The sequence below is a fragment of the Streptomyces sp. C10-9-1 genome, assembly GCF_024497955.1.
Taxonomy (GTDB): Bacteria; Actinomycetota; Actinomycetes; order Streptomycetales; family Streptomycetaceae; genus Streptomyces; species Streptomyces sanyensis.
Genome location: NZ_JANHKP010000001.1, coordinates 116,205 through 135,648 on the forward strand (window position 1 = coordinate 116,205; position 19,444 = coordinate 135,648).

18 protein-coding genes are annotated in these 19,444 nt (G+C 73.0%); 12 read left to right on the forward strand and 6 right to left on the reverse strand.

What is annotated here, in order from left to right; translation table 11 throughout:
- Positions 1-230: 230 nt before the first annotated feature.
- Both NPS70_RS00580 and NPS70_RS00585 read right to left on the reverse strand, forming a co-directional pair.
- A complete protein-coding gene (locus NPS70_RS00580; RefSeq protein ID WP_256521470.1) occupies positions 231-533 on the reverse strand; it encodes a hypothetical protein in 303 nt (100 codons plus the stop codon).
- A 120-nt stretch (positions 534-653) separates the two neighbouring features.
- Complete coding sequence (locus tag NPS70_RS00585; protein ID WP_256521472.1) at positions 654-1,223, reverse strand: HEAT repeat domain-containing protein; 570 nt, start codon at positions 1,221-1,223, stop codon at positions 654-656.
- Between the two features lie 335 nt (positions 1,224-1,558).
- Here NPS70_RS00585 and NPS70_RS00590 point away from each other — a divergent pair, with 335 nt between their 5' ends.
- From NPS70_RS00590 to pssA, 9 genes are all read left to right on the forward strand, one after another.
- Positions 1,559-3,343 carry a 3-hydroxyacyl-CoA dehydrogenase family protein gene (locus tag NPS70_RS00590; protein ID WP_256521474.1) on the forward strand — a complete coding sequence of 595 codons (1,785 nt, stop codon included), beginning with the start codon at positions 1,559-1,561 and terminating at the stop codon, positions 3,341-3,343.
- A gap of 94 nt (positions 3,344-3,437) precedes the next feature.
- Positions 3,438-4,286 (forward strand): TetR family transcriptional regulator, encoded by an 849-nt coding sequence (locus tag NPS70_RS00595; RefSeq protein WP_256521476.1) that lies wholly within the window; start codon positions 3,438-3,440, stop codon positions 4,284-4,286.
- A gap of 417 nt (positions 4,287-4,703) precedes the next feature.
- Positions 4,704-6,041 carry a crotonyl-CoA carboxylase/reductase gene (gene ccrA / locus NPS70_RS00600; protein WP_256521477.1) on the forward strand — a complete coding sequence of 446 codons (1,338 nt, stop codon included), beginning with the start codon at positions 4,704-4,706 and terminating at the stop codon, positions 6,039-6,041.
- Positions 6,042-6,050: 9 nt separating this feature from the next.
- Entirely contained in the window at positions 6,051-8,063 is a 2,013-nt protein-coding gene (locus tag NPS70_RS00605; RefSeq protein WP_256521478.1) for a protein meaA, read from the forward strand.
- On the forward strand, positions 8,060-9,025 hold the full coding sequence (locus NPS70_RS00610; RefSeq protein ID WP_256521479.1) for a CoA ester lyase: 966 nt from the start codon (positions 8,060-8,062) through the stop codon (positions 9,023-9,025). Before NPS70_RS00605 ends, NPS70_RS00610 begins: the two co-directional genes overlap by 4 nt.
- Before the next feature lie 2 nt (positions 9,026-9,027).
- Positions 9,028-9,552: a MaoC family dehydratase gene (locus NPS70_RS00615; RefSeq protein WP_256521480.1), complete on the forward strand. Its 525-nt coding sequence runs from the start codon at positions 9,028-9,030 to the stop codon at positions 9,550-9,552.
- A gap of 2 nt (positions 9,553-9,554) precedes the next feature.
- Complete coding sequence (locus tag NPS70_RS00620; RefSeq protein ID WP_256521481.1) at positions 9,555-10,760, forward strand: acyl-CoA dehydrogenase family protein; 1,206 nt, start codon at positions 9,555-9,557, stop codon at positions 10,758-10,760.
- A 170-nt stretch (positions 10,761-10,930) separates the two neighbouring features.
- Positions 10,931-11,587: a phosphatidylserine decarboxylase gene (locus NPS70_RS00625; protein ID WP_256521483.1), complete on the forward strand. Its 657-nt coding sequence runs from the start codon at positions 10,931-10,933 to the stop codon at positions 11,585-11,587.
- Positions 11,580-12,437: a CDP-diacylglycerol--serine O-phosphatidyltransferase gene (gene pssA / locus NPS70_RS00630; RefSeq protein ID WP_256522175.1), complete on the forward strand. Its 858-nt coding sequence runs from the start codon at positions 11,580-11,582 to the stop codon at positions 12,435-12,437. Before NPS70_RS00625 ends, pssA begins: the two co-directional genes overlap by 8 nt.
- 100 nt (positions 12,438-12,537) lie before the next feature.
- Here pssA and NPS70_RS00635 read toward each other — a convergent pair whose 3' ends face one another.
- A complete protein-coding gene (locus NPS70_RS00635) occupies positions 12,538-13,671 on the reverse strand; it encodes a glycerate kinase (protein ID WP_256521484.1) in 1,134 nt (377 codons plus the stop codon).
- 215 nt (positions 13,672-13,886) lie between these two features.
- Between NPS70_RS00635 and NPS70_RS00640 the strand changes: the two genes are divergently transcribed.
- Positions 13,887-14,399, forward strand: coding sequence for an NUDIX hydrolase (locus tag NPS70_RS00640; RefSeq protein ID WP_256521486.1), 513 nt, complete (start codon positions 13,887-13,889; stop codon positions 14,397-14,399).
- 138 nt (positions 14,400-14,537) lie between these two features.
- Here the strand turns inward: NPS70_RS00640 and NPS70_RS00645 are convergent, their stop codons facing one another.
- A complete protein-coding gene (locus NPS70_RS00645; protein WP_256521487.1) occupies positions 14,538-15,704 on the reverse strand; it encodes a sulfite oxidase in 1,167 nt (388 codons plus the stop codon).
- Positions 15,705-15,829: 125 nt separating this feature from the next.
- Here NPS70_RS00645 and NPS70_RS00650 point away from each other — a divergent pair, with 125 nt between their 5' ends.
- Positions 15,830-16,411: a hypothetical protein gene (locus NPS70_RS00650; RefSeq protein WP_256521489.1), complete on the forward strand. Its 582-nt coding sequence runs from the start codon at positions 15,830-15,832 to the stop codon at positions 16,409-16,411.
- Between the two features lie 137 nt (positions 16,412-16,548).
- The gene (locus NPS70_RS00655) at positions 16,549-17,280 is read left to right on the forward strand and encodes a Sir2 family NAD-dependent protein deacetylase (RefSeq protein WP_256521491.1); all 732 of its coding nucleotides are present in this window, start codon (positions 16,549-16,551) and stop codon (positions 17,278-17,280) included.
- Between the two features lie 106 nt (positions 17,281-17,386).
- Here the strand turns inward: NPS70_RS00655 and NPS70_RS00660 are convergent, their stop codons facing one another.
- Entirely contained in the window at positions 17,387-17,884 is a 498-nt protein-coding gene (locus tag NPS70_RS00660) for a methylated-DNA--[protein]-cysteine S-methyltransferase (protein WP_256521492.1), read from the reverse strand.
- 3 nt (positions 17,885-17,887) lie between these two features.
- The gene (locus tag NPS70_RS00665) at positions 17,888-19,378 is read right to left on the reverse strand and encodes an AlkA N-terminal domain-containing protein (protein ID WP_256521495.1); all 1,491 of its coding nucleotides are present in this window, start codon (positions 19,376-19,378) and stop codon (positions 17,888-17,890) included.
- Between the last annotated feature and the right edge of the window lie 66 nt (positions 19,379-19,444).

Sequence of the window (19,444 nt, forward strand, 5' to 3'; positions counted from 1 at the left end):
GATGCCCCCAAGCCAACCACCTCGGGCACCCCCGCCCAAATCCTCGTCGCGCGGATCACGGGAACTGGTGTTCCGCGTGCGGTCGCGCTCTCCGTGCCCGGCTCCCCGGCCGCTCCGCACGAGGCGCCGACCGCCGGCGGCACTCCGCCGCGCACGGGCGTCCGCGCGCAGGGCTGCCGGCCGCGCCCGTGGACCGCGCGGCGGGCGCGGGGGGCCGCCGTGAAGGGCGGTCAGCCGCGGCGCCGGGCGGTCCGCGGCATCTGGCTCACACCGATGAGCAGCAGACCGCAGAGCAGCAGCGCGAACACCGCGTAGAAGCGGACGTCCCGGGACACCGCGGGCAGGACGCCGAGGGAGAACAGCCCCTGCCCCAGGCACGCGGTACCGAAGAGCACGCCGCCGAGCCCGTAGAGCTGCGGCCTGAGGACCTTGCCGCGCGTCCAGGGAAGCGTCCAGCCGGAGCGCAGCGCCGCCGCTCCCAGGACGAGTGCCGCGGCACCCACCGCCGCCGCCAGTGCCCCGAGCCAGTGCACGGCCCCACCTCGCTTCCGTTCGCGCCCGCGACCCCGTACCGCGGGGCCGCGTCCTGCGCCGACCTTAGCCCGTGCACCCCCGGCTGCCCAGGCCCGGTCGGCGCCCGGCCCGGGGGCGGGTCAGCGCTCCAGGCGCGCGAGGGCCGCGGAGGCCGCGGCCGCCAGGCGCGGATGCGGCAGGGCGGCGCGTACGGCCTCGGTGGCGCCGGGGTCCCCGAGGGCGCCGAGCCCCTCGACGCAGGCCAGCGCGACCCTCCAGTGCGGGTCACCCGGGGCCAGGCGCCGCCTCAGGACGGTGACCAGGGCGGGGGCCGATTCCGGGGCCCTGAGCAGGGTGAGCAGCCGGACGGGGGCGAGGGCGTAGGCGATGCGGAGCTCGTTGGTGGCCAGGGCGGCGGCGGCGCGCGGGGTGCGGGGGTCGCCGAGGAGGCGGAGGGCGTGGGCCGCCGAGACGCAGCGTTCGGGGTCGCGGTGGTTGAGCAGCAGGACCAGGGCCTCGAAGGCCCGGGGGTCGCCGGCGCAGCCGAGGCGGAAGGCGGCCAGTTCGCGGGACCAGAGCGGGCGCCCCGGTTCGGTGAGCACCCCGGCCAGCTCCTCGGGGCCGGCGGCCGCCAGCAGGTGCTCGTAGGCCGGGCCGCCGCCCGACTCCTCGCGTAACCGGTGTGCGAGCGAGCGCAGTTCCTCGTCCATGGGGCGAGGGTATCCGGCGGCACGGCGACGCAGATCACAGCCGCCGGGGGCTGGCGCGCTCATTACCCACGGGTTAACCTCATGTGAGCGGGTTGAACCCCGCACCCCGCGGCGGCCTGGTGACGCAGCCGTCCGCGGAGCTGATCGGTTCGGCATATCGCCGTGCGGTACGACGCGACTGGGGACAGAGTCCGTCGGCTCCTGTGTACGCCCGTGCGCATGCCCGCGCAGCCGCGCCCCGCCGGCGTCCCGCACGCCGGCGCACCGGGCCCCGCCTGCGCAGGCACTGCGCAGGCGCCCTCCTCTCAGCCGTCACTCATCCCTGGAGTCCCGTGATGGACACCCCTCTCCACACCATCGCCGTGGTCGGCCTCGGCACCATGGGCACCGGCATCGCCGAGGTCCTGGCCCGGGCCGGCCGCGAGGTCATCGGCATCGACGTCAGCGACGAGGCAGCCCGCCGGGCCGCCGACGCGCTCGCGGACTCGACCGCCCGCGCCGTGGAGCGCGGGCGGATCACCGGGCAGGAGCGCCGCGACGCCCTCGCCCGCTTCCGGACCTTCACCGAACTGCGCGCGGCGGCGGAGGCCGACCTGGTCATCGAGGTCGTGCCCGAGTCCTACGAACTCAAGCAGCAGGTCTTCCGCGAACTGGACGCCGTGGTGCGCCCGGACACCATCCTCGCCACCGGCACCAACGCCCTGTCGGTGACCCGGCTGGCCGCCGAGTCCCAGCACCCGGAGCGCGTGCTGGGCCTGCACTTCTTCAACCCGGCCCCGGCGATGAAGCTGGTCGAGGTGGTCTCCTCGGTGCTGACCTCCCCGCAGGCCGTCGCCGCCGTGACGGAACTGGCGCGGGCCCTCGGCAAGGAGCCGGTGGCGGTCGGCGACCGGCCGGGCTTCGTCGCGGACGGACTGCTCTTCGGCTACCTCAACCAGGCCGCGGCCATGTACGAGTCCCGCTACGCCTCGCGGGAGGACATCGACGCGGCGATGCGCCTGGGCTGCGGCCTGCCGATGGGGCCGCTGGCGCTGCTCGACCTGATCGGCGTCGACACCGCCCGGACCGTGCTGGACGCGATGTACGCGGCCTCCGGAGACCGGCTGCACGCACCGGCCCCGATCCTCGGCCAGCTCGCCGAGGCGGGCCTGACCGGGCGCAAGGCGGGCCGCGGCTTCTACACCTACGCCGGGGCGGGTTCCGCGGAGGTGGTGGCGGACGCGCGGACCCCGTCGGCGGACGCCGCGGGGGCCGCGGCCCCGCGCCGGGTGGCCTCGGTGGGCGTCGCGGGCTCGGGCACCATGGCGAGCGGCATCGCCGAGGTCTTCGCCAAGGCCGGGTACGACGTGGTCCTCGCGGCACGCACCCCGGAGAAGGCGGAGAAGGCCAAGGGGCTCATCGCCCGTTCGCTGGAGCGCTCGGTGGCGAAGGGCCGCATGACGGCGGAGGCCCGCGAGAGCACGCTGGCCAGGATCGCCCCGGCCGGTTCGCTGGACGCCTTCGCGGAGGTCGACCTGGCCGTGGAGGCGGTGGCCGAGGACCTGGAGGTCAAGCAGGAGCTGTTCCGCACCCTGGACAAGGTCTGCCGCCCGGGTGCGGTGCTCGCGACCACGACCTCCTCGCTGCCGGTGATCGCCTGCGCGCGGGTCACCTCCCGCCCCCAGGACGTGGTCGGGATGCACTTCTTCAACCCGGCGCCCGCGATGAAGCTGGTGGAGGTCGTCCGCACGGTGCTGACGGCGGACGACGTCCACGCCACCGTCCGGGAGGTCACCGCCAAGGTCCGCAAGCACCCCGTGGACTGCGGCGACCGGGCGGGGTTCATCGTGAACGCCCTGCTCTTCCCCTACCTGAACAACGCGATCAAGATGGTCGAGGAGCACTACGCCTCGCTGGACGACATCGACGCGGCCATGAAGCTGGGCGGGGGTTACCCGATGGGGCCCTTCGAGCTGCTGGACGTCGTCGGACTGGACGTCTCGCTCGCCATCGAGAAGGTGCTGCACCGGGAGTTCCGCGACCCGGGCCTGGCCCCGGCACCGCTGCTGGAGCACCTGGTGGCGGCCGGGTGCCTGGGCCGCAAGACGGGCCGCGGATTCCGCGAGTATGCCCGTCGCTGACCCCGGTGCGGGATGGGGCGGGCTGCTCGATCCGGGCGGCCCGCCCCCGGCGGCGGAGGGGGGACACGACCCGCACGCGCGTCCGGGCACGTCGATGCAGTACGTTCAGGTCATGCCGCTGCCTGCCGATCCCGCCCGACGCACCGTACGCGCCGGTTCCCCGCCCGACGCCGCGGAGGGCACCGCGGGCTCGAAAGCCGCCGCCCAGCGCCTGCGGATGCGCCGCGAGCTGGCTGCCGCGGCCATGGAACTCTTCGCCACCAAGGGGTACGAGGCGACCACCGTCGACGAGATCGCCGCGGCGGCGGGGGTGGCGCGCCGGACCTTCTTCCGCCACTTCCGCTCCAAGGAGGAGGCGATCTTCCCGGACCACGACGACACCCTGGTCCGCGCCGAGGCCGTGCTGAACGCGGCCCCGCCCCACGAGCATCCGCTGGACACGGTGTGCCGGGGCATCAAGGAGGTCATGCGGATGTACGCGGCCTCCCCCGCGGTCTCGGTGGAGCGCTACCGGCTGACCCGCGAGGTGCCCACCCTGCGCGAGCGGGAGATCGCCTCGGTGGCCCGCTACGAGCGGCTCTTCACCCGCTACCTGCTGGGCCACTTCGACGAGCGCGACCACCACGACGGCAACGACGACCCGCTGCTGGCCGAGGTGGCCGCCTCCGCGGTGGTCACCGCCCACAACCACGTGCTGCGGCGCTGGCTGCGGGCCGGCGGCCAGGGCGACGTGGAGGCGCAGCTGGACCACGCCTTCGCCATCGTGCGGGACACCTTCGGCTCCGGGATAGGCGCCGGACGCAAGGCGGGCGCGCAGCTCCCCGCGGCCGAGGCGGCCGCGGCGGTGCGCACCGAGGGCGAGGTACTGGTGGCCCTCGCCCGCACCGACGCCCCGCTGAGCGAGGTCATGCGCACGATCGAGCAGGCACTCAAGGAGGCCTGACCCTCTCGGAGGGGCGCCGTTCGCCGCCGTCCCTCCGCACACTCCCCCGGCGATGGCCGTCCGTTTCGGGCGGCCATCGCCCGTTGTGCGCGCCCGTTCGATCGATCATCGCTCATATGTGGCGGTGAATTTTCAGATGAGAGAGATTTCTGGCACGGAGTGTCTTGCGGCCTGGCACGGCGTGCCATACGTTGAAGGAGTCCGGTCGGCCGGCGCAGCGGGAACTCCCGTACGCCGGCTGTCCCGGCGGCCTCCCGACCGCCCCGCCCGGACGCCTGCGTCACAGGCACCTCACGCGCACACCAGCGCCGCCAGCAGCACCCCCAGCCGAACCGACGGCACACCTCCACAGCAGCAGCACCACCCCGACGTACCCAACGGCGTCCCCTCGGGACGCTCCCCGCCGGAGGCAACACCGTGAAGGAAATCCTGGACGCGATCCAGTCGCCGGAGACCACCTCCGCCGACTTCGCCGCTCTGAAGCTCCCCGAGAGCTACCGCGCGATCACCGTGCACAAGGACGAGACCGAGATGTTCGCGGGCCTCGAGACCCGCGAGAAGGACCCGCGCAAGTCCCTGCACCTGGACGACGTGCCGCTGCCCGAGCTCGGCCCCGGCGAGGCCCTGGTGGCCGTCATGGCCTCCTCGGTCAACTACAACTCCGTGTGGACCTCGATCTTCGAGCCCCTGTCCACCTTCGGCTTCCTGGAGCGCTACGGCCGGCTCTCCGAGCTCACCAAGCGCCACGACCTGCCGTACCACGTCATCGGCTCCGACCTCGCGGGCGTCGTGCTGCGTACCGGCCCGGGCGTCAACGCCTGGACCCCCGGGGACGAGGTCGTCGCGCACTGCCTCTCGGTCGAGCTGGAGTCCTCCGACGGCCACAACGACACGATGCTCGACCCCGAGCAGCGGATCTGGGGCTTCGAGACGAACTTCGGCGGTCTGGCCGAGATCGCGCTGGTGAAGTCGAACCAGCTGATGCCCAAGCCGAAGCACCTCAGCTGGGAGGAGGCGGCAGCCCCGGGCCTGGTCAACTCCACCGCCTACCGCCAGCTGGTCTCCCGCAACGGCGCCGGCATGAAGCAGGGCGACAACGTCCTCATCTGGGGCGCCTCCGGCGGCCTCGGCTCCTACGCCACCCAGTTCGCCCTCGCCGGCGGCGCCAACCCGATCTGCGTCGTCTCCAGTCCGCAGAAGGCGGAGATCTGCCGCGCCATGGGCGCCGAGGCGATCATCGACCGCAACGCCGAGGGCTACCGGTTCTGGAAGGACGAGCGCACCCAGGACCCCAAGGAGTGGAAGCGCTTCGGCAAGCGCATCCGGGAGTTCACCGGCGGCGAGGACATCGACATCGTCTTCGAGCACCCCGGCCGCGAGACCTTCGGCGCCTCCGTCTACGTCACCCGCAAGGGCGGCACCATCACCACCTGCGCCTCGACCTCGGGCTACATGCACGAGTACGACAACCGCTACCTGTGGATGTCGCTGAAGCGGATCATCGGCTCGCACTTCGCCAACTACCGCGAGGCGTGGGAGGCCAACCGCCTGATCGCCAAGGGCAAGATCCACCCCACCCTGTCCAAGGTGTACTCCCTGGAGGACACCGGCCAGGCCGCGTACGACGTGCACCGCAACCTGCACCAGGGCAAGGTCGGCGTCCTCGCGCTCGCCCCCGAGGAGGGCCTGGGCGTCAGCGACCCCGAGCTGCGCGAGAAGCACCTCGACGCCATCAACCGCTTCAGGAATGTCTGAGGTCAGCGCATGAGCGAGCGCAAGAAGGACCGGCCCTGGCTGATGCGGACGTACGCCGGCCACTCCACGGCCGAGGCGTCCAACGAGCTGTACCGGCGCAACCTCGCCAAGGGCCAGACGGGTCTGTCGGTCGCCTTCGACCTGCCGACCCAGACCGGATACGACCCCGACCACGTCCTCGCCCGCGGCGAGGTCGGCCGGGTCGGGGTCCCGGTCTCCCACCTGGGCGACATGCGGCGCCTGTTCCAGGACATCCCGCTGGAGCAGATGAACACCTCGATGACCATCAACGCCACCGCCATGTGGCTGCTGGCGCTGTACCAGGTGGTCGCCGAGGAGCAGGGCGCCGACGCGGCCAAGCTCCAGGGGACGACGCAGAACGACATCGTCAAGGAGTACCTGTCGCGCGGGACGCACGTCTTCCCGCCCGGTCCTTCGCTGCGCCTGACCACCGACATGATCACCTACACGGTGGCGCACATCCCCAAGTGGAACCCCATCAACATCTGCAGCTACCACCTGCAGGAGGCGGGCGCCACGCCGGTGCAGGAGATCGCCTACGCGATGTCCACCGCCATCGCCGTGCTGGACGCGGTGCGCGATTCGGGGCAGGTGCCGCCGGAGAGGTTCGGCGACGTGGTCGCCCGCATCTCGTTCTTCGTGAACGCGGGCGTCCGCTTCGTCGAGGAGATGTGCAAGATGCGCGCCTTCGGCCGCATCTGGGACCAGGTCACCCGGGAGCGCTACGGCATCACCGACGCCAGGCAGCGGCGCTTCCGCTACGGCGTGCAGGTGAACTCGCTCGGCCTGACCGAGGCGCAGCCCGAGAACAACGTCCAGCGGATCGTGCTGGAGATGCTCGCCGTGACGCTCTCCAAGGACGCCCGGGCCCGGGCCGTGCAGCTGCCCGCCTGGAACGAGGCGCTGGGCCTGCCCCGGCCCTGGGACCAGCAGTGGTCGCTGCGCATCCAGCAGGTGCTGGCCCACGAGAGCGACCTGCTGGAGTACGAGGACATCTTCGCCGGCTCGCACGTGATCGAGGCCAAGGTGGAGGCGCTGGTCGCCGAGAGCCTGGCGGAGGTCGGGCGGATCCAGGAGATGGGCGGCGCGATGGCGGCCGTCGAGTCCGGCTACCTCAAGTCGCAGCTGGTCGCCTCGCACGCCGAGCGGCGGGGCCGCATCGAGGCGGGCGAGGAGAAGATCGTCGGCGTCAACATCTTCGAGACCACCGAGGAGAACCCGCTCACCGCGGACCTGGACACGGCGATCATGACGGTCGACCCGGCCAACGAGGCACGCGTCGTCGCCAAGCTGCACGCCTGGCGGGCGGAGCGCGACGAGGCGCGGGCCGCCGAGGCCCTGGCGGCCCTGAAGAAGGCCGCCGCGGGAACCGAGAACCTTATGGCGACCACCGTCGAGTGTGCGCGTGCGGGCGTCACCACCGGCGAGTGGGCCTGGGCGCTGCGTGACGTCTTCGGCGAGTTCCGTGCGCCGACGGGCGTCAGCAGCGCCCCGGTGGCCGTCCCCGCGGAGGCCGGCACCCCGCTGGCCGCCGTCCGGGAGAAGGTCGCCCGGACGGCCGAGGAGCTGGGCTGCGGCCGGCTGCGGCTGCTGGTGGGCAAGCCCGGCCTGGACGGGCACTCGAACGGGGCCGAGCAGATCGCCGTGCGCGCCCGCGACGCCGGGTTCGAGGTGGTCTACCAGGGGATCCGGCTCACCCCCGAGCAGATCGTCTCCGCCGCCCTCGCGGAGGACGTGCACTGCGTCGGGCTGTCGATCCTCTCCGGCTCCCACGCGGAGCTGGTGCCGGACGTGCTCGACCGGCTCCGCGAGGCGGGTGCCGGCGAGGTCCCGGTGATCGTGGGTGGCATCATCCCGAACGCCGACGCCGCCCAGCTCAGGGCGGCCGGCGTGGCCGCCGTCTTCACCCCGAAGGACTTCGGCATCACGGAGATCATCGGCCGTATCGTCGACGAGATCCGCCAAGCGAACAAGCTCGACCCCCTGGAGGTCCCCGCATGAGTACGCCGGTCAACCGTCTGCGTCCGCGCCGCTCCTGCCTGGCCGTGCCCGGCTCGAACCCGCGCTTCCTGGAGAAGGCCCAGGGCCTTCCCGCGGACCAGGTCTTCCTGGACCTGGAGGACGCCTGCGCGCCGCTCGCCAAGCCGGACGCCCGGCACACCATCGTGAAGTTCCTCAACGAGGGCGACTGGACCGGCAAGACCCGCGTGGTGCGGGTCAACGACTGGACCACCCACTGGACCTACCGGGACGTGGTGACCGTCGTCGAGGGCGCCGGCCAGAACCTGGACTGCATCATGCTGCCGAAGGTGCAGGACGCCCAGCAGGTCGTGGCGCTGGACCTGCTGCTGACGCAGATCGAGAAGACCATGGGCTTCGAGGTCGGCAGGATCGGCATCGAGGCCCAGATCGAGAACGCCCAGGGCCTGAACAACGTCAACGCCATCGCCCAGGCCTCCCCCCGGGTGGAGACCATCATCTTCGGCCCGGCCGACTTCATGGCCTCCATCAACATGAAGTCCCTGGTCGTCGGCGAGCAGCCGCCCGGCTACCCGGCCGACGCCTACCACTACATCCTGATGAAGATCCTGATGGCCGCCCGCGCCAACGACCTCCAGGCGATCGACGGCCCCTACCTCCAGATCCGCAACACCGAGGGCTACCGCGAGGTGGCCCGGCGCGCCGCGGCCCTGGGCTTCGACGGCAAGTGGGTGCTGCACCCCGGCCAGGTGGAGGCCTCCAACGAGATCTTCTCCCCCTCGCAGGAGGACTACGACCACGCCGAGCTGATCCTGGACGCGTACGACTACTACACGTCCGAGGCGGGCGGCAGGAAGGGCTCGGCGATGCTCGGCGACGAGATGATCGACGAGGCGAGCCGCAAGATGGCGCTGGTCATCGCGGGCAAGGGGCGCGCGGCGGGCATGCGGCGCACCAGCACGTTCGAGATCCCGGAGGCCTGAGCATGCAGTTCGGACGCACCTACGAGGAGTTCGAGGTCGGGGCGGTCTACAAGCACTGGCCCGGGAAGACGGTCACCGAGTACGACGACCACCTCTTCTGCCTCCTCACCATGAACCACCACCCGCTCCACATGGACACCAACTACGCGGAGAGGACGACGGACTTCGGCAGGAACGTCGTCGTCGGGAACTACGTGTACTCGCTGCTGCTCGGCATGTCCGTGCCGGACGTCTCCGGCAAGGCCATCGCCAACCTGGAGATCGAGTCGCTGCGGCACGTGGCCCCCACCTTCCACGGGGACACGATCTACGGCGAGACCACCGTCCTCGACAAGACGCCCTCGCGCTCCAAGAGCGACCGCGGGATCGTTTACGTGGAGACCAAGGGCTACAAGCAGGACGGCACCCTGGTCTGCGTCTTCCGGCGCAAGGTGATGGTCCCCACCGAGGCGTACATCAAGGAGCGCGGCGGCGAGCAGCCCGGACGGCCGGAGCTGAACGAGCCCCAGAAGAAGGCGGAGAAGTAGTCATGGCGCGACTCGCCCAGACCCACGGTCTGACCGATGTCCAGCAGGAGATCCTGGCCACGGTGCGGGACTTCGTCGACAAGGAGATCATCCCGGTCGCGACCGAGCTGGAGCACAAGGACGAGTACCCGGCCCAGATCGTCGAGGGGCTGAAGGAGCTCGGCCTGTTCGGGCTGATGATCCCCGAGGAGTACGGCGGCCTGGGCGAGTCCCTGCTCACCTACGCCCTGTGCGTGGAGGAGATCGCCCGCGGCTGGATGTCCGTCTCGGGCATCATCAACACCCACTTCATCGTGGCGTACATGCTCAAGCAGCACGGCACGCAGGAGCAGAAGGACACCTTCCTGCCGCGGATGGCGCTGGGCGAGGTGCGCGGCGCCTTCTCGATGTCGGAGCCGGGCCTCGGCTCCGACGTGTCCGCGATCACCTCCAAGGGCGTGCGGGACGGCGACGAGTACGTCCTCAACGGCCAGAAGATGTGGCTGACGAACGGCGGGACCTCCAACCTGGTCGCCGTTCTGTGCCGGAGTGACGAAGGACACCCCGAGGGGACCGCGCCGCACAGGTCCATGACCACCTTCCTGGTGGAGAAGGAGCCCGGTTTCGGCGAGGTGCGCCCCGGGCTCACCATCCCCGGCAAGATCGAGAAGATGGGCTACAAGGGGGTCGACACCACCGAGCTCATCATGGACGGCCTGCGCGTTCCGGCCGACCGGGTCCTCGGCGGGACCACCGGCCGGGGGTTCTACCAGATGATGGACGGGGTCGAGGTCGGCCGCGTGAACGTCGCGGCGCGTGGCTGCGGTGTCGCCCAGCGTGCCTTCGAGCTGGGCGTCTCCTACGCCCAGCAGCGGCACACCTTCGGCAAGCCCATCGCCTCCCACCAGGCGATTCAGTTCAAGCTGGCCGAGATGGCTACCAAGGTCGAGGCCGCGCATGCCATGATGGTGAACGCGGCACGCAAAAAGGACTCCGGGGAACGAAACGACCTGGAGGCAGGGATGGCGAAGTACCTCGCCTCCGAGTACTGCAAGGAAGTCGTCGAGGACGCCTTCCGTATCCACGGCGGCTACGGCTTCTCCAAGGAGTACGAGATCGAGCGCCTCTACCGTGAGGCTCCGATGCTGCTGATCGGCGAGGGTACCGCCGAGATCCAGAAAATGATCATTGGCCGCCGACTGCTGGAGGAGTACCGGTCGCAGGGCTGATTGTCTCTTTTGAGTCGGTTCGGGCCGGAAGATGATCACACCCTGTCATCATCTTCCGGCCGTCGACTCGGCTTCTGGCTTTCCCAGTTGCGGGTCGTAACCGATAACATCGCGGGAAAGCCGCCGTCCCCCGTTTGCCAGCGCGGCATCATCCGCTACGAAGGTCATCCATGCCCCACAGCCAAACCTCTGCATCTCGCGACAGCCTCCTCGGCGTACGGATCGCTCGCGGAGCATCGCCGTGGCTTCTGCCGACCGTCGCCACCGCTGCCCTCAGCCTGGCCCGCTCGCGGCGGTCGCGCCGCGCCGCGGCCCTCGCCGTGCCCACCACCGCGCTCGCGGCGGGCATGCTCTGGTTCTTCCGCGACCCGGAGCGCGAGATCGCCCGGGGCCGGGTCATCTCCCCCGCCGACGGTGTGGTGCAGAGCATCATGCCGTGGAAGGACGGGCGGACCCGCGTGGCGATCTTCATGAGCCCGCTCAACGTCCACGTCAACCGGGCGCCGCTGGCCGGCACCGTGACCTCGGTCGAGCACGTGCCCGGCGGCTTCGTTCCCGCCTTCAACAAGGAGAGCGAGAACAACGAGCGCGTCGTCTGGCACTTCGACACGGAGCTCGGCGACATCGAGATGGTGCAGATCGCCGGCGCGGTGGCCCGGCGCATCGTCCCGTACATCCCCCAGGGCACCAAGGTCGAGCAGGGCGACCGCATCGGGCTGATCCGTTTCGGCTCGCGCGTCGACATCTACCTGCCGGAGGGCGTGGAGGTGGACGTCGAGGTCGGTCAGGTCACCACGGCGGGGGTGACTCGCATTGACCGTGATTGATCCGGACACCCAGGCGTCGACCTGGACGGACGACGAGGACGACGACGCGGAGGAGATGCCGCTCAGTCTCCGGCTGTCGATAGCGGACACCCTCACGCTCGGCAACGCCACGTGCGGCTTCATGGCGGTGTACTTCACCACCACGGGCATCCTCATCCCGCACCTCCAGGGCAGCCAGGAGACGGGGATGGCGCGCCACAGCGCCGCCACCGCCGTGATCCTGATGCTGCTCGCGGCGATCTTCGACCTCTGCGACGGGCTGGTCGCGCGCAAGCTGCGGTCCTCGCCCATGGGCGCGGAGCTGGACAACCTCTCCGACCTGATCAGCTTCGGTCTGGCACCGGCGTACTTCGTGCTCGTCTACGGCATGGTCGCCGACGACGCCCACCAGCGGGTCTCGGCGGTCGCGGCGATCGTGGTGCTGCTGGCGGTGGTGCTGCGGCTTGCGAGATTCTCCTGCGTGACCCTGAAGGACGGCATGTTCCAGGGCATGCCGAGCCCCTTCGGGGCGCTGACGGTGGTCTCGATCGTGCTGCTGGAGCTGCCGTTCATCCCGACCCTGCTGGCCATCATCGGGACGGCATGGCTGATGGTGAGCCGGGTCGAGTACCCCAAGCCCCGGGGTGTGCTGGCGGTCGCGATGCTCGGCTGGATCGTCTCGGCGATGGGGATGCTGGCGGCGTGGGCCTTCGACGCGCCCGGCGGTGAGGGAATGCTCCAGGCCGGGTGCGCGCTCCAGATCGTGATGGCGGCGACGATCCCCCTCTTCGCCACCGCCCGTCGCGTGAACACCTTCCGCGACAACCGGCGCGAGAACCGCGAGGCACGCGCGGCGCGCGCCGTGCAGTAGCAGACCGCGCGAGCGGACGTGCGAGGGCCCCGGAGGCGATGCCTCCGGGGCCCTCGCACGTTCGCCGGGCTCCGCCCGGACCAGGGCAGGGCGCCCGCTCTCAGAGCAGGAAGTCCCGCGCGACGGACTCCGCCGCGCGCTCCAGCAGGGGCCCCGCCTGGGCCATGGACACCGCCGGGTCGGGCTCCAGCTCGGAGAGCGGGTAGGCGCGGCGGATGCCCGCCCGGCCCAGCTCCTCCGCGGGCAGCGCGAGGCGGCCGCAGACCGCGACCACCTCCACCCCCCGGGCCCGGGCGGCGGCCGCCACCCCCGCGGGTGCCTTGCCGTGCAGCGTCTGCCGGTCGAGGGAGCCCTCGCCCGTCACGACCAGCGTGGCCCGCTCCAGGGCCGGGGCGAAGCCCAGCACGTCCAGCATCACCTCGATGCCGGGGCGGAAGCGGGCGCCCAGGGCGACGAGCGCCCCGTAGCCGATGCCCCCGGCCGCGCCCGCGCCCGGCGCCTCGGCCTGCTCCGGGCCGAGGACCGAGGCGTAGTGCCTCAGGGCGGCGTCGAGGACGGCCACGTCCTGTTCGCCGGCCCCCTTCTGGGGCCCGTAGACGGCCGCGGCGCCCTTGGGGCCGGTGAGCGGGTTGTCCACGTCGCTCGCGAGGACCAGGTCCACCTCGGCGAACCGCGGGTCCAGGCCCGACAGGTCGGCCGTGGCGAGTGCCCGCAGGCCGCCCCCGCCCGGGGGCACCTCCCGGCCCGAGGCGTCGAGGAAGCGCGCGCCGAGCGCGGCGAGCATCCCCGCGCCGCCGTCGGTGGTGGCGCTGCCGCCCACCCCGAGGACAAGGGTCCGCGCCCCGGCGTCCAGGGCGGCGCGCAGCAGCTCGCCCGAACCGTAGGTGGTGGCCGTGAGGGGGGCGAAGACGCCGTCGGGCAGCAGCTGGAGCCCGGAGGCCTCGGCCATCTCCACGACCGCGGTGCCGTCCCGCAGGGCGAAGGCCGCGGTCACGGGGGCGCCGAGCGGTCCGGTGACCCTCACCTCCCGGCGCTCGAAGCCGGCGGCCACGGCCGCGGCGACCGTGCCGTCGCCGCCGTCGGCGACGGGCAGGCGGTCGACCGGGAGGCCGGGGACGACGCGCCGGAGCCCGGCGGCGACCCGCTCGGCGACCTCCACGGCCGTCAGCGAGCCCTTGAACTTGTCAGCCGCCACGAGCACCCGGGCAGGCTGAGAAACTGCTCCGTCCGTCACCTTGTATCCCTTGCTTTCGAACAGGCAGTCGCGCCGCCCCGACCCTATCGGCCCCGCCTCGGCCCCTGCCACCCCGCGTTCCGACAGCTCCGGGGCTCTTGGCCGGGTGTTTCCTCCAGCCCGGATGCGGCCCCTCCGGCGGTGGGGCGGCGGCCCGGAAGACCCCTCCCGCAATCCCCGGCGGGCGCGTGACGGCAGCCCCTAGGCTGCACCGGGTGACGACCTCCGAGGAATCCGACTACGCCGCCTACATCGCCTCGCTCCCGCGCATCCTCGCCGGTGCGGCCGTCCTGCTGCGCGACGCGTCGGGCCGGGTGCTGCTTGTCGAACCCAACTACCGGGAGGGCTGGGCCTTGCCCGGCGGGACGGTGGAGTCCGACCGGGGCGAGACCCCGCGGGAGGCCGCGCGCCGGGAGGCACACGAGGAGATCGGGCTGGACGTCGAGCCCGGCGCGCTGCTGGCGGTGGACTGGGTGCCGGGAACCGCGCGTCCGCCACTGGTGGCCTATGTGTACGACGGCGGTGTCCTGCCGGACGAGCGCTTCGCGGAGATCCGGATCCAGGAGGAGGAGCTGCTGTCCTGGCGGCTCGCCGCGCCCGAGGAGCTGCCGGGCCTGCTGCTGGGCGAGCTCGGGGACCGCGTGCGGCACGCGCTGGACGCCCTGGCGTCGGGGAGCGGGGCGGTGGAACTGGTCGACGGGCGGCCCCCGGTGACGCGGACGGGCTGAGGCGCCCGGTGCCCGTCGGAGCGGGCACTCGCCGCTTCAGGGGGCCGGCCGCGAACCGGCGGGCCGGCCCGGGCACGCGACGACCGCGGCGGGCCCCTCACGACGGCCCCACGGGTGCCGGGCCGAGGGCAGGCCGCCTCAGCGGTCGGCCGCGGGGCCGTCCCTGCCCGTCGGGCCGTCGTGAGCGGCCGCGCAGAGCACGGGCAGCCGCTGGACCTCGTTGTTGGCGAAGCCTCCGCGGTTCCACGGCGACCGGACCGGCTGCCGGTCGCCCCGTGCGTCCGTGGCCCGTGCGCCGAGGACGTGGCGGCCGGGCTCGGCCGTCCAGTCGAACCGCCAGCGGCGCCAGGCCCAGCGCCCGCTGCCGTCCGCGGGTTCCGGGTCCAGCTCGGCGTCTCGCCAGCTGCACCCGCCGTCCGCGCTCACCTCGACACGGACGACCGGGCCCCCTCCTGACCAGGCACGCCCCTCCAGCCGCACCGGCCCCGGACGCACCACACGGGTGCGGGACATGAAGTCGGGGAAGCCCGGCGGCACCAGCAGGGCGCGTGGTGCGATCCGGGTGACGGGCTCGCCCTCCTCGTCGGCACCCTGCCGCAGCCGGTAGGCGACGGCCTGCTGGAAGCCGTCGAACGGTGTGTCGGTGACGGTGACGGAGCGCAGCCACTTCACGTGGGCCATGCCGTACCAGCCGGGGACCACGAGCCGCAGCGGCCGGCCGTGCTGGGGAGGCAGCGGGCCGCCGTTCATGGCGTAGGCGACGAGCACCTCGTCCGACTCGCCCAGGGCGGTCCCCACCGGCAGGGCGCGGGCGTAGTCCTGCTCCACACCGCGCTCCACTCCGTGGTCCGCGCCGGTGAAGACGACGTCCACCGCACCGGGCAGCACCCCGGCCTCGCGGAGCAGGTCGCGCAGCGGGACGCCGGTCCAGTCGGCCGTCCCCACGGCCCCGGTCAGCCAGGGCTGGCTGACCGGGCGCGGCGAGAGCAGCGCGCGTCCGTTGCCCGCGCACTCCAGGGTGACGCGGAGGGTGACCGCGGGAAGCGACCGCAGCTCGTCCGGCCCCAGCACGAGCGGCCGCCGCACCCGGCCCCCGATCGCCAGCTCCCACCCGTCCGCCTCGGCGGCGGGGATGTCGTAGTGGGTCAGCACGTAGTGCAGACCGGGCGGGGTGACGTCGTAGCGCAGCGCCTCGGGGGGCATGGCGTGATTGCGTGCCGCGAGAGCCAGCTCGTCCGGACCGATGCCTTCCCCGGGATCGGCCAGGCGCGCGGGGGTGCTGATGTCACCGAGGCCCCGTCCCATGGGCCCAGTGTCCTCCCGCCCGGCCCCGCCCCACCACCGGAGCCCGGCCGTCGACGGCCGGTGGCGGGGCTCGTGCGCGCATGCGGTTGACTGTCCCCGCACATGATCACAGAGGGGGTAGCGGAATGGCCGGACGATACGGCAGACGGGCTGCGGCGCTCGCGGCGCTGCTGGTGTGCGGGCTGGCGGCCTGCGCGGGCGAGGCGAGGCCGCTGTCGGCCGAGGACATCGGGAAGGCGCTGCCGACCGACGCGTCCCTGCCCGACGGCTGGGGGCTCCGCCACGAGCCCGGCACGGAGGACCCCCTCTGGGCCGAGAACAAGTGCCGCACCTTCACCGGCACCAAGTGCCCCGGTATCCGGGCCATGGGCGGTGCGGGCGTGGAGGACCCGCGGCACCGGAAGACCGGCAGCGGATCGTACGCGGGGATCAACATCCTCTCCTTCGACACGGCCGAGCAGGCCCAGGCCGCCCTGGAGGCCAAGGTCGGGGACTTCGATCTCGATCTTCCGCTGGAGCTCGAGACCTCGGCGGACCGGACGGTGGCCACCCACCGCTATACGCCCCTCGTCGGCTACTCCTCACGCGTGGCCCTGCGCATCGGCCCGAACTTCGCCTACGTCGCGGGCAATGTGGTCTCCCCCGAGGACCTCAACGGCCTCGCGCAGCACGTCGCCGAGCGGATCAGGGAGCACAGCGGGGGCTGATCCCCCGCCCGGCCCGGATCCGGACCGGGCCCCGCCGCAGACCACCGCGGCAGCAGATCTGATACGTCATCAGCACCTGCCCCGGGCTCTGCCGGAATCCGCTGGCGGGCCCTGCCGGGGCTGCCTACGCTGCGGGTATGACTCTCGTGGCCATCCTCAGCGGGGCGGGCATCTCCACCGACTCCGGCATTCCCGACTACCGCGGCCCGCAGGGGCTGTGGCGCCGCGACCCCGAGGCCGAGAAGCTGGTCACCTACGACTCCTACATGTCCGACCCGGACATCCGGCGGCGCTCGTGGCGGATGCGGCGGGAGAGTGCCACCTGGTCCGCGGAACCGAACGCGGCGCACCGGGCGGTCGCCGCGCTGGACGGGCGCCCGGGTGTCGCGGTCCGGGTGATCACCCAGAACGTGGACGGGCTCCACCAGCTGGGCGGCATGCCCGCCCGCAAGGTCCTCGAACTCCACGGCACCGCCCGGACCGTGGTGTGCACCCGCTGCCGGGTCCGCTCCCCCATGGCCGAGGCGCTCGCCCGGGTGGAGGCGGGCGAGGAGGACCCGGCGTGCGAGGCGTGCGGCGGGGTGCTCAAGTCGGCGACGGTGATGTTCGGCGAGCGCCTGGACCCGGTGGTGCTGGGCGAGGCGCTGGGGGTGGCCAAGGCGTGCGAGGTGTTCGTGGCCGTGGGGACCACGCTCCAGGTCCAGCCCGCGGCCTCGCTGGTCGGCATCGCCGCCGACCACGGCGCCCGCCTGGTCATCGTCAACGCCGATCCGACGCCGTACGACGAGCTCGCGGACGAGGTGGTGCGCGAGCCGATCGGTGCGGCGCTCCCGCCCCTGCTGGAGCGGATCGCGGCCGGGGGCGTCTGAGCGAACTACGCCGGGAGCCCGCGGGTGCCGCATCCGGCCGCCGCCGTGTCAGGGAGGGCTCGGAAGCCGGGTCGAGGGCGGGCCCGGAGGGCCGGTGCGGGCGGGCTCAGAAGAGGGTCCCGTCCGGCGCCCCGCGTTCGAGGGCGAGCAGGCGGCGCTTGCGGTCGAGGCCCCCGCCGTAGCCGGTGAGACCGCCCGAGGAGCCGACGACCCGGTGGCAGGGGACGATGATGCCGATCGGGTTGCGTCCGTTGGCGAGGCCGACGGCCCGGGAGGCGCCCTTGCCGCCCAGTTCCCCGGCGAGCTCGCCGTAGCTGCGGGTCTCGCCGTAGGGGATGCGCAGCAGGCACTCCCAGACACGGCGCTGGAAGGGCGTGCCCGCCAGGTGCAGCGGCAGGTCGAAGGCGGTGCGCTCCCCCGCGAAGTAGGCGCCGAGCTGGCGTGCGGCCTCGTCGAAGGCCGGGGCGCCGCCCCGCTCGCCGAAGGTCTCCTCGGCCGGGCGGTGGCGCTGGCCGGTCATGTAGAGGCCGCTGAGGACGCCGTCGGTGGCGACGAGCGTGAGAGGTCCGAAGGGGCTGTCGAGGACGGTGTGGTTCCTGGTCACCGCTCAGAATCCTTCCGCGGGGAGGTGGTTGACGGGGTGGTCCTCCGCGGCCCACAGGTACTGGACGGCGTAGGAGCGCCAGGGCCGCCAGGGGGCGGCGCGTGCGGTGAGGGCCGCGGGGGTGGCGGGCATCCCCAGTCCGGCGGCGGCCCGGCGGATGCCGAGGTCGGTCGGGAGGAAGGCGTCGGGGTCGCCCAGAGCGCGCATGGCGATCACCTCGACGGTCCACGGACCGAAGCCGGGCAGGGCGGCCAGGTGGGCGCGCGCCCGGTCCCAGTCGCTGCCGGGGTCGAGTTCCAGGCTTCCACCGGCGAGGGCCGCGACGAGGGTGGTCAGGGTGGTGCGGCGGCTGCGGGGCAGGGCGAGGCGCTCCGGGTCGAGGGCGGCCAGCGCGGCGGCCGCCGGGAAGAGGTGCGTCAGCCCGCCCTCCGGGTCCTCGACGGGGGTGCCGTGCGCGGTCACCAGCCGGGCGGCGTGGGTGCGGGCCGCGGCCGTGGACACCTGCTGCCCGAGGACGGCGCGCACGGCGAACTCGGCCGCGTCGGCGGTGCGCGGGACCCGGCGGCCGGGTGCCCTGTCGACGAGGGGCGCGAGCCCGGCGTCGGCGCGGAGCTGCTCGTCGACGGCCTCGGGGTCCGCGTCCAGGTCGAGCAGCCAGCGGCAGCGGCTGATGGCGATGGTCAGGTCGCGCAGGTCGGTGAGGGCGAGCCGGCAGGCGACGTGGTCGGGGCGGGGGGCGAGGGAGGCGATGCCGTGCCCGTAGGGCAGGGACAGGGTGCGGCGGTAGGCGCCGCCGCGCCACTCCTCCACCCCGGGGACGGCCGTCGCGGCCAGGTGCCCGAAGAGGTTGCCCGGCTCCAGCGGCGCCCGGAAGGGGAGCCTGAGGGCGATCGACCCGGCCGTGGGGGGCCCGGCGGCGCCCCCGGGCCTCCGGGCGGCGCGGGAGCGCAGCTCGGTGGGGGGCAGGGCGAAGACCTCGCGCACCGTGTCGTTGAAGGTCCGCACGGAGGAGAACCCGGCGGCGAAGGCGATGTCGGCCATGGGCAGGCCGGTGGTCTCGATGAGCAGCCGGGCGGTCTGGGCGCGCTGGGCGCGGGCGAGGGCGAGGGGCCCGGCGCCGAGCTCGGCGAGGAGCTGCCGCTCGATCTGGCGGGTGGAGTAGCCGAGCCGGGCGGCCAGACCGGGCACGCCCTCGCGGTCGACGACGCCGTCCGCGATCAGCCGCATGGCCCGGGCGACGGCGTCCGCGCGGGTGTTCCAGGCCGGGGAGCCGGGGCTGGTGTCGGGACGGCAGCGCTTGCAGGCCCTGAACCCGGCCTGCTGGCAGGCGGCCGCGCTGGGGTAGAAGACCATGTTCTCCCGTTTGGGGGGCACGGCGGGGCAGCTGGGGCGGCAGTAGATGCGGGTGGTCAGGACGGCGGTGAAGAACCAGCCGTCGAACCGCGCGTCCCGGGAGCGGACGGCGCTCACACAGCGGTCCATGTCGGTGTGCATGGGTCAAGGATGCGCCGACGGCCCGCTCGGTGCTGGCAGGAATTCGACACCGATGTTCCACTGCCT

What these genes read in the sequence shown, in the direction of transcription:
- NPS70_RS00615 (WP_256521480.1), top strand. Translation starts at nt 9,028, where the DNA reads ATGCAGTTCGGACGCACCTACGAGGAGTTCGAGGTCGGGGCGGTCTAC.
- NPS70_RS00590 (WP_256521474.1), top strand. Translation starts at nt 1,559, where the DNA reads ATGGACACCCCTCTCCACACCATCGCCGTGGTCGGCCTCGGCACCATG.
- NPS70_RS00650 (WP_256521489.1), top strand. Translation starts at nt 15,830, where the DNA reads ATGGCCGGACGATACGGCAGACGGGCTGCGGCGCTCGCGGCGCTGCTG.
- NPS70_RS00620 (WP_256521481.1), top strand. Translation starts at nt 9,555, where the DNA reads ATGGCGCGACTCGCCCAGACCCACGGTCTGACCGATGTCCAGCAGGAG.
- NPS70_RS00665 (WP_256521495.1), bottom strand. Translation starts at nt 19,378, where the DNA reads ATGCACACCGACATGGACCGCTGTGTGAGCGCCGTCCGCTCCCGGGAC.
- NPS70_RS00655 (WP_256521491.1), top strand. Translation starts at nt 16,549, where the DNA reads ATGACTCTCGTGGCCATCCTCAGCGGGGCGGGCATCTCCACCGACTCC.
- NPS70_RS00605 (WP_256521478.1), top strand. Translation starts at nt 6,051, where the DNA reads ATGAGCGAGCGCAAGAAGGACCGGCCCTGGCTGATGCGGACGTACGCC.
- NPS70_RS00645 (WP_256521487.1), bottom strand. Translation starts at nt 15,704, where the DNA reads ATGGGACGGGGCCTCGGTGACATCAGCACCCCCGCGCGCCTGGCCGAT.
- NPS70_RS00595 (WP_256521476.1), top strand. Translation starts at nt 3,438, where the DNA reads ATGCAGTACGTTCAGGTCATGCCGCTGCCTGCCGATCCCGCCCGACGC.
- NPS70_RS00585 (WP_256521472.1), bottom strand. Translation starts at nt 1,223, where the DNA reads ATGGACGAGGAACTGCGCTCGCTCGCACACCGGTTACGCGAGGAGTCG.
- NPS70_RS00625 (WP_256521483.1), top strand. Translation starts at nt 10,931, where the DNA reads ATGCCCCACAGCCAAACCTCTGCATCTCGCGACAGCCTCCTCGGCGTA.
- NPS70_RS00610 (WP_256521479.1), top strand. Translation starts at nt 8,060, where the DNA reads ATGAGTACGCCGGTCAACCGTCTGCGTCCGCGCCGCTCCTGCCTGGCC.